This window comes from Dietzia sp. CW19 (assembly GCF_014145265.1).
GTDB classification, from domain to species: domain Bacteria; phylum Actinomycetota; class Actinomycetes; order Mycobacteriales; family Mycobacteriaceae; genus Dietzia; species Dietzia natronolimnaea.
Genome location: NZ_JAALEE010000367.1, coordinates 15,095 through 26,088 on the forward strand (window position 1 = coordinate 15,095; position 10,994 = coordinate 26,088).

Sequence of the window (10,994 nt, forward strand, 5' to 3'; positions counted from 1 at the left end):
CTGATCGGGGTTCTGCTGATCACCGGACTGCTGATCGCGGGCGCGACCGCCCTGCTGACCCTGATCCTGACGACCCGAGCCCTGGTCGTCGCGGTTCTGCCCGCCCCGACGCTGCCGGTTCCCCTGGTTCTGACCCTGCGACTGGTTCTGTGCCTGGTTCTGACCCTGCGCCTGGTTCTGGTTCTGGCCACCGCCGCGCGGGCCGTCCTCGCGACGGTTCCGTTCGCCCTGGTCCTGCCCGTCCCCGCGGCCCCGGCTCTCGGCGGGCGCCTCACCGCCACCCCGAGTCGAACCCTCGTCCGCCTTCCTGGGTTCGCGCGCGGGCTGCTGGCCACTCGGCGGCTTCTGCGCGTCGGACCGGGGGGCACTCTCCGCGGTCGCGGCCGGCGCGGACTGGGCGGGAGCCTGGGACTTCCCGCCGCGGGCGGAGTCGATCATCGCCACCAGATCGCCCTTGCGCTTGCCTGACAGGCCCTTGAGGCCCATCTGCTGCGCCAGGGACTTGAGGTCCGCCAGTCGCATGGCTGCCAGTGCGGCACCCTGCGGAGGCGTGGAGTGGGTTTCCGTCGAGGTCACGGGTGTCCTTTCTGGGCCCGGGCCGAGGCGGTGTCCACCGCTTCGCACCGAGCAACTGTCCGGGACGCGGACGGGCGTCCCGGGTGGCCGCTGAGGCCTTCCGTGGCGGCGAACTGGCCGGACACGGATTCGTCTGAGGGGGATGTACACGAGGTGACGCCCACCGCGCCGACGTCATGTTGACCGTCGACTACGGACGAGACCCACTCACGGGCACGACAATCCCAGTTGACCACTCGCCGTTCGGCCGCTCCCACCGTGACCTACTCACGAGCTGCCGTCCGCCGAGGCGGACGGTGAACTGGAGATGTCTCGGGATGCGGGGACGACCGGGCGTCCGTGGCTTCGGCAAGCATACTACCCGCAGTCGGTCTCCACACGCGTCCCCCTCGCGAGTCCCACGGGCGTGTCCGCATCCCGGTCGACGGGCGGTAACCTACAGCCCACTGCGGCCGCGCGGAAGGAGGTCTGATGTTCGGAACGATGCTCGACACCCCGTTGCTCGTGTCCCGGATCCTCGACCACGCCGCAGAGCGCCACTCCGGCTCCACGGTCACCGGTTTCGTCGGGGACATGGAGCCCCGGACCCTTCGGTTCGACGTGATCGCCGCCAGGGCCGCGGCCCTGGCCCACGCCCTCACCGATCTCGGCGTGGGCGAGGGTGACGTCGTGGCCGTTCTGTCCGGCAGCCGCACCGAGGTCGTCGAGTCGCTGTTCGCGATCCCGTCGATGGGAGCCGTCGCGCTGTCGGTCAACGTCCTTAGGTCCCGGTCCTTCCTCCTCGCGGCGCTCCGCGACAACGACGTCTCCGTCGTGTTGGTGGATCCCGAACTGCTCTCTCTCGCACTCGAGGTGGTCGCCGACCTGGAGCACGTGCGCCACCTCGTCGTCTTCGACGCCCGGGTCGCCGGGGACACCACCGACCTGTCCGGGGACGGTCACGAGGTGGAACTCCACGCCCTGGAGGCCCTCCTCGACGGACGGCCGACCACCTATCAGTGGCCCGAGCTGGACGAACGCGCCGCGGCGGCGCTGGCCTACACCTCCGGCACGACCGGCCTGTCCAAGGCGGTGGCGTTCACCCACCGCTCGATCTGGCTGCACTCGATGCAGATGTGCATGGCCGAGAGCGCGGCGCTCCGCAGCGGGGACACCGTCCTGACGACCGTGCCGATGTACCACGTCCTGTCCTGGGGCCTGCCCTACGCGGCGTTCATGACCGGGGCGAGCATCATCACCGCCCGGCCGCGACCTGGTCAGGCCATGCACTCCGGCCGCGACCTGGCCGATCTGCTCGCCACGTTCAGACCCAACAAGGTCGCGACCACGCCGGCCTCCCTGCAGCGCCTCCTCCGCCGGCTGGAGACCAACCCCCAGCCGCTCGGCCACCTGGGCGAGGTCCTGGTCGGCGGCTCGCCGGTGCCGGAGGCGCTGTTCGACGCGTTCGTCACGCGACACGGGGTCACCATCATGCAGGCCTACGGCCTGACCGAGTCGAGCCCGATCGCCACGTTCGCCCGGGCCGACCCCCATTCGTCCGCGACCCACCGCCGGGCACAGATCCTCGGGCAGGGCAGGTTCCCCGCCGGGGTCGAGGCCCGGATCGTCGAAGCCGGGCGTGTCCTGCCGAACGACGGGTGGTCGGTCGGCGAGCTACAGATCAGAGGACCCTGGGTCACCGCACGCTATCTCGGCGACGACGCGACCGACCGGTTCGTCGACGGTTGGCTGCGCACCGGGGACATGGCGACCATCTCCCCCAGGGGCTACCTCGACGTGGTCGACCGGGTGGACGACATCATCGCCTCGGGGGGCGAGCTGATCTCCTCGGTGGAACTCGAGCACGCCGTCCTGCGGGACGAGCGGGTGGCCGATGCCGCGGTGATCGGCGTACCGGACGAACGCTGGGGCAACCGCCCCATGGTCCTGGTCCACCTCAAACCCGGCGCGTCCGCCACCGCGCGGGCGCTCTGGGAGTCGCTGGAGGGCCATGTGGAACTGTGGAAGCGACCGGACCACTGGGCGTTCGTCGACGACATCCCCCGCACGTCGGTCGGAAAGTACGACAAGCGGGCGATCCGTGCCCTCCACGCCGACGGGGCCTATCAGGTCACGACCATCTCACCGGGCTCCACCACCTGACCGGGGTCACGGCCCGGCCGTGAACCCCCGTCGTGCGAGCGGACCTCCTCACTCCCCGACGAGAACCCGGGCGCCCTCCGCGATCCGGAGATCCAGGACCTGCCATCCCTGCGCCTCGGCGTCCCCGCGCAGGTCCGCGGGCAGCGCGGAGGTCCCCAGCACCAGGACGGTGGGGCCCGCCCCGGAGACCGTCGCGGCGAGTCCACGGTCCCGGAGCCGGCCGACCCACTCGGTGGTGCCGACGAGCGCCGGGGCCCGGTAGGACTGGTGGAGCCTGTCCTCGGTCGCGGCCAGGAGGAACTCCGGGTGCGAGGCCAGGGCCACCGACATCAGTGCGGCCCGACTGGCGTTGAAGGCCGCGTCCTCGTGGGGGACCATCTCCGGGAGCAAGCCCCGGGTCTGCGCCGTCGACGAGGTCTCGGCCGGCACCAGCACGGTGGCGACGATCGTCGGATCGACGTCCATGCGCACCGCGCGGTAGGTCACGGCGGTCGCCGATCGCTCGGTCCACGAGACCACGACCCCGCCGAGCACGCTCGCCGCCGCGTTGTCGGGATGCCCCTCGAACTCGCTCGCGAGCTGTACCAGGTGCTCGTCGGTCAACACGCCGCCCATGAGACCGTTCGCCGCGACCAGTCCCCCCACCGCGGCGGACGCGGAGGACCCGAGACCCCGGGAGTGCGGTATCGCGTTGGTACAGGCGATCCTGACCCCAGGGGCGCCCGTGCCGCCGGCCCGCAGTCCCGCCTCCACCGCCTTCGCTACCAGGTGGGAGGCGTCGGCGGGGACCTGACCGGCCCCCTCGCCCGAGACCTCGAGCTCGAGCCCCGAGCCGATGGTGGTCACCGTGATGGTGTCGTACAGGCCCAGCGCCACGCCCAGGGCGTCGAAACCCGGCCCGAGGTTGGCGCTGGACGCGGGCACCTCGACGGTGACCGAGCGACCGACCGGCAGGATACGTCCCCCGGAGCTGCCGAAGACCTCGGGGCCGGTACCGGTCACGTCGCTCATTCCAACCCGAGAGCGCCGGCGACGGCGGTCGGATCCACCGGGATGGCCTCCACCTCGGGCATGCCCAGGAGGGCGGTGTCCGGGTCCTTGAGCCCGTTGCCGGTGACGGTGCAGACGATCGTCTGACCGGGCTCGAGTTCCCCGTTGGCGTGCGCGTCGAGCAGTCCCGCGACCGACGCCGCGGAGGCCGGCTCCACGTACACGCCGTCCTTGCCCGCAACGGTGCGGTACGCCTCGAGGATCTGCTCGTCGGTGCGCTTGCGGAACGTGCCACCGGACTGGTCACGGGCGGCGACGGCGCCGTCCCAGGACGCCGGCGCGCCGATGCGGATGGCGGTGGCGATGGTCTCCGGGTTCTTGACCGGCGCCCCGTCCACGAGGGGCGCCGCGCCCGCGGCCTGCACGCCCATCATCCGCGGGCGGGTCGAGACGATGCCGTCCGCGTGGTACTCGCTGTAGCCCTTCCAGTACGCGGTGATGTTGCCCGCGTTGCCCACCGGGAGGAAGTGCAGATCGGGTGCGCGTCCGAGCACGTCGACGATCTCGAACGCGGCGGTCTTCTGGCCCTCGATCCGCACCGGGTTGACCGAGTTGACCAGACCGATCTCCGCGTACGTGGCGGTGGTCTTACGGGCCAGCTCCAGGCAGTCGTCGAAGTTGCCGTCCACCTGGATGATCGTCGCCCCGTGCATGACCGCCTGCGCCAGCTTCCCCGCCGCGATCTTGCCCTGCGGGATGAGAACCGCGCAGCCCATCCCGGCGCGGGTCGCATACGCGGCGGCCGAGGCGGAGGTGTTCCCGGTCGAGGCACACAGGACGGCCTTCTGGCCCCTCGCCCTGGCGTCGGTGACGGCCATGGTCATGCCGCGGTCCTTGAACGAGCCCGTCGGGTTGAGGCCCTCCACCTTGAGGTAGACCTCGCACCCCGTGACCCCTGAGAGGTAGGGCGCCGGGAGGAGCGGGGTCCCGCCCTCGAAGAGCGTCACCGGCTCCCAGGCGTCCCCGATCGGGAGCCGGTCGCGGTAGGCCTCGATGAGGCCGGGCCAGCGGTGGTGCACGGGCTGATGGGTGCTGCTCATTCGGTGTCCACTCCCTCGAGTCGGATGACGCTGGTGATGACCGAGACCGCGTCCTGGTCGGAGAGCGCGGCGACCGTGTCGGCGAGCGCGCGCTCCGAGGCACGGTGGGTCAGGACGGTGAGCTCCGCGGTGGGCTCGGAATCGTCGAGCTCCGACTCCGGGAACTCGACCTCGGTCTGCCGCACCTGGGCGATGGACACCCCGTGGCGGGAGAACTCGGCGGCGACCAGCGCCAGCACCCCGGGCTTGTCGGCCACACGCATCCGCACGTGGTACCGCGTGGAGACCTCGTCCATCGAGGCCACGGGGAGGGCCGCGTAGGTCGACTCGCCGGGTGCGCGACCCGAGTCCACCTTGTTGCGGGCCGCCGCGACCATGTCCCCGAGCACGGCGGAGGCGGTCGGGGAACCTCCCGCACCCTGCCCGTAGAACATGAGACGGCCGGCCGCCTCCGCCTCCACCACGACGGCGTTGAAGGCGCCGTTGACGGTGGCGAGCGGATGGCTGTTGGGCAACAACGCGGGGTACACGCGCGCCGAGACGGCCTCGCTGCCGTCCTCCCGCCGCAGCTTCTCGCAGATCGCGAGCAGCTTGATGGTGCAGTCCATGTCCCGGGCGGAGGCGAAGTCGTCGGGCGAGATCCTGGAGATCCCCTCCCGGTAGACGTCGCCCGCCGTCACCCGGCTGTGGAATGCGATCGAGGCCAGGATCGCGGCCTTGGCCGCCGCGTCGTACCCCTCGACATCCGCCGTGGGATCGGCCTCCGCGTACCCCAGCCTGGAGGCCTCCGCGAGGGTCTCCGCGTAATCGGCGCCCGTGGCCCCCATCGCGGAGAGGATGTAGTTGGTGGTGCCGTTGACGATCCCGAGGACACGCTCGACCTGGTCGCCGGCCATCGAGCGACGCAGCGGTCCGATCACCGGGATCGCGCCGGCCACGGCCGCCTCGAAGTACAGGTCGGTGCGGGTCGAGTCCGCGGCCTCCGCCAGTTCGTCGGTGTACTCGGCCAGCAGCGCCTTGTTCGCGGTGACCACGGCCTTGCCGTGACGGAGCGCCTCGAGCAGGAGGGGACGCGGCACGTCGATGCCGCCCATCAGTTCGACGACGACGTCGACGTCGTCCCGGGAGACGAGCGAGGCCGGGTCCGCGGTCAGGAGCTCCGGGTCCACCCCGCGATCGCGGGTCAGGTCGCGCACGGCGACACCCCGGAGGGCCAACGGGGCCCCGATGCGGGAGGCGAGAGCCTCCGCGTTCTCCGTCATGTAGCGGATGACCTCGGTGCCGACGGTGCCCATTCCGAGCACCGCCACTCCCACGGGTCGCACGCCTGACGCCGTTGCGTCGCTCACTGTCCCACCTCCAAGCTCGTCAGATCGTCCAGGGTTTCACGTCGGAGCACCAGGCGTGCCCGTCCGTCGCGGACCGCGACCACCGCGGGCCGCCCGATCAGGTTGTACCGGCTCGACATCGAGTAGCAGTAGGCCCCGGTCGCCGCGACGGCCACCAGGTCACCCGCACCGACGTCCTCCGGCATCCACAGGTCACGCACCACCACGTCACCGCTCTCGCAGTGCTTGCCCACGAGCCTCGCCACGACGGGTTCCGCCGACGAGGCGCGGCCCACCAGCCGGGCGTCGTACACGGCGTCGTACAACGCCGTCCGGATGTTGTCGCTCATCCCGCCGTCGACACTGATGTAGCGGCGGCTCTCCCCACCCGCGAGCTCGACGTCCTTGACCACGCCCACCTCGTAGAGGGTGACGGTGCCGGGTCCGGCGATCGCCCGGCCGGGTTCGACGACCAGCGTGGGGGGCGCGAGGCCGACGTCCCGTGAGAAGCCGTCGACGATCTCCGTCAGGGCGGCGGCCAGCTGGGCGACCGGGGGCGGGTCGTCGGAGGCGACGTAGCTGATGCCCAGTCCGCCACCCAGGTCCAGGTGATCGAGCTGGGCCGTGCGCTCGACACCGAACTCGTCGACGATGTCGCGCAGGAGGCCGATCACGCGGCGCGCGGCGAGTTCGAAGCCGTCGACGTCGAAGATCTGGGACCCGATGTGGCTGTGCAGGCCGGTGAGCCGGATGTGCGGTGCCTCGAACACCCCGCGGACGGCCGCCATCGCCGCACCGCCAGCGAGGGAGAACCCGAACTTCTGGTCCTCGTGGGCGGTGGCGATGAACTCGTGGGTGTGCGCCTCCACGCCCACCGTCACCCGGATGAAGACGTCCTGGACCACGCCCTCCTCGGCGGCGATGCGGTCGAGCAGGGCGATCTCGGACATCGAGTCGAGGACGACGTGCCCGACCCCGCTGCGCACGGCGAGCCTGAGTTCGTCGGTGGACTTGTTGTTGCCGTGCACGGTGATCCGGTCCGTCGGGAACCCCGCACGAAGGGCCACCGCGAGCTCGCCACCGGAGGCGACGTCCAGGCTCAACCCCTCCTCCGCCACCCAGCGCGCCACCTCGGTACACAGGAACGCCTTGGACGCGTAGTGGACCCGGTCGGCGCCCCCGAAGGCCTCCGCCATCTCGCGGCAGCGCGAGCGGAAGTCGTCCTCGTCGATGACGAACAACGGGGTGCCGAACTCGGCCGCCAGCTCATCCGCCGCGACCCCGGCGAACTCCACCACCCCGTCCCCGCGACGACCCGCACCGCGCGGCCAGACCGCCGGATCCAGGGCCATCACCCCGCCCGCGTCGGTGGGACGCTCGCCGATCCCGGGCGCGTGCGGGAACTCGTGCCGGGACCCGGCCGGGTGCGCGCTCACATCTTCTCCGGGGCGGTGACGCCGATCAGCCGCAGTCCGTTGGCCAGCGTCTGTCGGGTCGCCGTGCTGAGCGCGAGCCGGGCGGCGTGGAGCGGCCCCGCCTCCTCGTCACCCATCGGCAGGACGCGACACGTGTCGTAGAAGCGGTGGTAGGCGCCCGCGAGTTCCTCGAGATACCTGGCGACCCGGTGCGGTTCGCGCAGCTCGGCCGCGCTCGCCACGACCCGGGGGAACTCACCGATGGTCCGGATGAGCGCGCCCTCCCGGTCCTCGACCAGGAGCGCGAGGTCGGCGGCGTCGGTGGTGACCCCCAGGTCGGCGGCGTTCCGGGCGAGGGAACACAGGCGGGCGTGCGCGTACTGGACGTAGAAGACTGGGTTGTCGTTGGTCGCCGACGTCCACAACTGCAGATCGATGTCCATGGTCTGGTCCACCGAGGAGCGGATGAGCGCATACCGAGCGGCGTCCACCCCGATCGCGTCCACCAGGTCGTCGAGCGTGATGACGGTGCCGGCGCGCTTGCTCATCTTGACCGGGACGCCGTCCCGAACGAGGCTGACCATCTGCCCGATGAGGACCTCGATCGCCGCGGGGTCGTCCCCCAGTGCCGCCGCCGCGGCCTTGAGACGGGCGATGTACCCGTGATGGTCGGCACCGAGCATGTAGATGCACAGGTCGAAACCGCGGTCCCGCTTGTCCAGGAAGTAGGCGATGTCACCGGCGATGTAGGCCGCGTTGCCGTCGGACTTGAGGACCACACGGTCCTTGTCGTCCCCGAAGTCCGTGGAGCGCAGCCACCAGGCGCCCTCGGACTCGTACAGGTTGCCGTTGCCCTTGAGCACCTCGATCGCCCGGTCGACGGCGCCGGAGGTGAACATCGAGTTCTCGTGGGTGTAGACGTCGAAGACAGTGCCGAACTCCGCGAGCGACGCCTTGATGTGGGTGAACATCAGATCGACGCCCGTGGCGCGGAACGTCTCGAGCCCCTCGGCCTCCGGCAGCTCGAGGACGTCCGGGTGCTCCGCGACGACCCGGGCGGCGATGTCGTCGATGTACGCTCCCGCGTACCCGTCCTCCGGTGTCGCCTCGCCGCGGGCCGCGGCGGCCAGCGACCTGCTGAACCGATCGATCTGGGCACCGTGGTCGTTGAAGTAGTACTCCCGGGTCACCTGCGCACCGGATGCCTCGAGCACGCGCCCGAGGGCGTCGCCGACCGCCGCCCAGCGGGTGCCTCCCAGGTGGATGGGGCCGGTCGGGTTGGCGGAGACGAACTCGAGGTTCACCCGACGACCGGCCATCGCGTCCCCGGCGCCGTACGCCTCGCCCTGCTCGATGACGGAGGCCACGAGCGACCCCTGGGCACCGGAGTCGAGGCGGATGTTGAGGAATCCGGGGCCGGCGATGTCCGCCGACGCCACACCGGGATCGGCGGCGAGCGCGGTGGCGATCTCCTGCGCCAGATCCCGCGGAGAGGCTCCGACCTTCTTGGCCAACTGCAACGCGATGTTGGTGGCGTAGTCGCCGTGTTCCGGGTTGCGCGGGCGTTCGACCGTCACCGTGTCCGGCACCACCGAGATGTCGGCTCCACGCTCGGTGAGAACGGTGATGAGAGCGGCGCGGATGACGGCGGCGAGGTCGGCGGGAGTCACGTCTTCCTATCCTAGGTGTCGGCACGTCGGCAGCGGAATCGGACACCGGCGTCCGCCCGCCCTCGCGACGCGGGCGGGCCCGATGCGGTCACGATCCCGCCCCGGTGCTACGATCGGTCTCGCTGTTCAGCAGGGCGGTTCGAAGTAGTCGCCCGGCGATCGGCCTCCGGCCCGGAAAGGCCGGTATCCCGCCCTCGTAGCTCAGGGGATAGAGCGTTGGTTTCCGGTACCAAAGGTCAGGGGTTCGATTCCCTTCGGGGGCACCACGACAGCGGGGCCCGGGCTTCTCAGCCCGGGCCCCGCTGTCATTTCCGTTCGTACTCTCCGGCGCGACCCCGGACCCGATCAGCTCGGCAGGGTGATCCCGTCGACCTCGCCGATGCGGGTGACCACCCGCTCGAAGATCTCGGTCAGTGTGCCGACCTCCTCCGGGGTGAGGACGTCGACCAGAAGCTCGCGGACCTTCTCCACGTGCATGGGGGCCACCCGGGCGATCGCCTCGGCGCCCTCCGCGGTGAGGGTGACGATGGTGCCCCGGCCGTCTTCCGCGCACTCCCCCTTGGCGACGAGTCCCCGGGCCTCCATCCGCCTGACCTGATGCGACACACGGCTGCGGTCCCAGCCGAGAGCCGCCCCCAGATCACGGGCGCGCAGGCCCCGACCGTCCGCCTCGCTCAGGCTGACCAGCACCGAGTAGTCGGACTGGGACATCGACGCGTCGCGCTGGAGCTGGCGTTCGATCGCGAGGTCGAGCAACTGATTGACTTCCCGGTACCGGCGCCACATGCACTGTTCTTCATCGCTCAACCAGCGTGTCTCGCTCATGGGGCTATTACAGCACGGCGACCCGCCGCTGCGTCCTCCAGCCACCGGCCCGCCGCGGACCGGCCGGACCGCCCTCAGTCGCGGGCCGATGCCGACCTGCGCATGACGTGGGTGCGCGCGCTGCCGACACCCGCGAAGCGTGAACGGTCGCAGGTGAGGACGATGACCTGTGACGTGGAGGCCGCAGCGGCGATGACCGCACCCATCGTGAGGCGACGGGAGGGATCGGTGTACCCCATGGTGTCGTCGAGGAACACCGGGACACCGTTGTCCCCCACGAGTCTGGCGCAGGCGATTCTGACGATCACGGCCAGCTGTTCCCTGGCCCCGCCGGACAGGGAGTCGTAGTCGACGGAGACCTCCCCGATCCTCCGGCTGAGAATGGTGAGGTCCTCCCCCAGTCGCACGTCGAACTCGCGCCCGTAGACCAGTCGCCCGAGTTCGACCACCGCCCGGTGGAACGGCTCCTGGTAGGCCCGGAGAGCCTCGGACCGTCGTTGTTCGAGGGTCCGGTAGAGCAGGTCCGCCGCGCGTGCCCGCCGCCACAGGGCGGAGTTCTCCCTCTGCGCGGCCTCGACCTCACGTTCCGCCACCGCGACGTCCCCGAGCCGTCCCTGGTCTCCGATCGCGTTCACCCGACCGAGCGCTGTGGCCACCGCCGACGCGCACTCCCTCTCCTCGGCGACGAGGGCGGCCAGTGAGGCTCGCGCGTTCTCGAGGAGTTCCGGCGGCGCGTCGGCGAGCGTCTCGTCCAGTCGGGCCCGCGCCTGACGCGCGGTCTCCCTTCTGGAGTCCACCTCGAACGTCGTCCTCTCCACCGCGGCCTCGAGCTCCGCGTCCGGCGTCACGGCCCGTGCGGCGGCGAGCGCGTCCTCGCACCCCTGCAGCCGGTCCGCGGCCTCCGCGGCCAACGCGCCCCTGGTGGCGAGGTCGGTTCGCAGAGTCTCA

The 10,994-nt window shown here is 71.1% G+C and carries 8 protein-coding genes, 1 tRNA gene and 1 pseudogene; 2 read left to right on the top strand and 8 right to left on the bottom strand.

The genetic code is table 11. The features are described from left to right. On the bottom strand, positions 1-576 hold a 576-nt coding region (locus G6021_RS16795), incomplete at its 3' end, for a Rho termination factor N-terminal domain-containing protein (RefSeq protein WP_187700656.1). A 471-nt stretch (positions 577-1,047) separates the two neighbouring features. On the opposite strand from G6021_RS16795, the gene G6021_RS11355 reads away from it, so the two are divergent. Beyond that, the gene (locus G6021_RS11355; RefSeq protein ID WP_179525560.1) at positions 1,048-2,718 is read left to right on the top strand and encodes an AMP-binding protein; all 1,671 of its coding nucleotides are present in this window, start codon (positions 1,048-1,050) and stop codon (positions 2,716-2,718) included. A gap of 48 nt (positions 2,719-2,766) precedes the next feature. Here G6021_RS11355 and thrB read toward each other — a convergent pair whose 3' ends face one another. Genes thrB through argS form a run of 5 tightly spaced genes read right to left on the bottom strand, consistent with a single transcriptional unit; the run spans position 2,767 to position 9,221 of the window. Next, a complete protein-coding gene (gene thrB / locus G6021_RS11360) occupies positions 2,767-3,729 on the bottom strand; it encodes a homoserine kinase (protein WP_179525561.1) in 963 nt (320 codons plus the stop codon). Further along, a complete protein-coding gene (gene thrC, locus G6021_RS11365; RefSeq protein WP_179525562.1) occupies positions 3,726-4,808 on the bottom strand; it encodes a threonine synthase in 1,083 nt (360 codons plus the stop codon). Before thrC ends, thrB begins: the two co-directional genes overlap by 4 nt. Continuing rightward, a complete protein-coding gene (locus G6021_RS11370; RefSeq protein ID WP_179525563.1) occupies positions 4,805-6,157 on the bottom strand; it encodes a homoserine dehydrogenase in 1,353 nt (450 codons plus the stop codon). The genes thrC and G6021_RS11370 overlap by 4 nt, the downstream gene beginning before the upstream one ends. Beyond that, positions 6,154-7,572, bottom strand: a complete 1,419-nt coding sequence (lysA, locus tag G6021_RS11375) for a diaminopimelate decarboxylase (protein ID WP_182641315.1) — start codon at positions 7,570-7,572, stop codon at positions 6,154-6,156. The genes G6021_RS11370 and lysA overlap by 4 nt, the downstream gene beginning before the upstream one ends. Further along, entirely contained in the window at positions 7,569-9,221 is a 1,653-nt protein-coding gene (gene argS, locus G6021_RS11380) for an arginine--tRNA ligase (protein ID WP_182610717.1), read from the bottom strand. Before argS ends, lysA begins: the two co-directional genes overlap by 4 nt. A gap of 190 nt (positions 9,222-9,411) precedes the next feature. Between argS and G6021_RS11385 the strand changes: the two genes are divergently transcribed. Then, positions 9,412-9,487, top strand: a tRNA-Arg gene (locus tag G6021_RS11385). Between the two features lie 79 nt (positions 9,488-9,566). On the opposite strand, the gene G6021_RS11390 is transcribed toward G6021_RS11385, so the two are convergent. Together G6021_RS11390 and G6021_RS11395 are read right to left on the bottom strand one after the other, a co-directional pair. Then, positions 9,567-10,046, bottom strand: a complete 480-nt coding sequence (locus G6021_RS11390) for a MarR family winged helix-turn-helix transcriptional regulator (RefSeq protein ID WP_241731074.1) — start codon at positions 10,044-10,046, stop codon at positions 9,567-9,569. A 74-nt stretch (positions 10,047-10,120) separates the two neighbouring features. Continuing rightward, positions 10,121-10,994: pseudogene (locus G6021_RS11395) on the bottom strand (chromosome partitioning protein); the annotation flags it as partial.

Bases quoted from the DNA above. Each gene is read 5' to 3' on its own strand.
- thrC (WP_179525562.1), bottom strand. From the start codon at position 4,808: ATGAGCAGCACCCATCAGCCCGTGCACCACCGCTGGCCCGGCCTCATC.
- G6021_RS11390 (WP_241731074.1), bottom strand. From the start codon at position 10,046: ATGAGCGAGACACGCTGGTTGAGCGATGAAGAACAGTGCATGTGGCGC.
- G6021_RS11355 (WP_179525560.1), top strand. From the start codon at position 1,048: ATGTTCGGAACGATGCTCGACACCCCGTTGCTCGTGTCCCGGATCCTC.
- thrB (WP_179525561.1), bottom strand. From the start codon at position 3,729: ATGAGCGACGTGACCGGTACCGGCCCCGAGGTCTTCGGCAGCTCCGGG.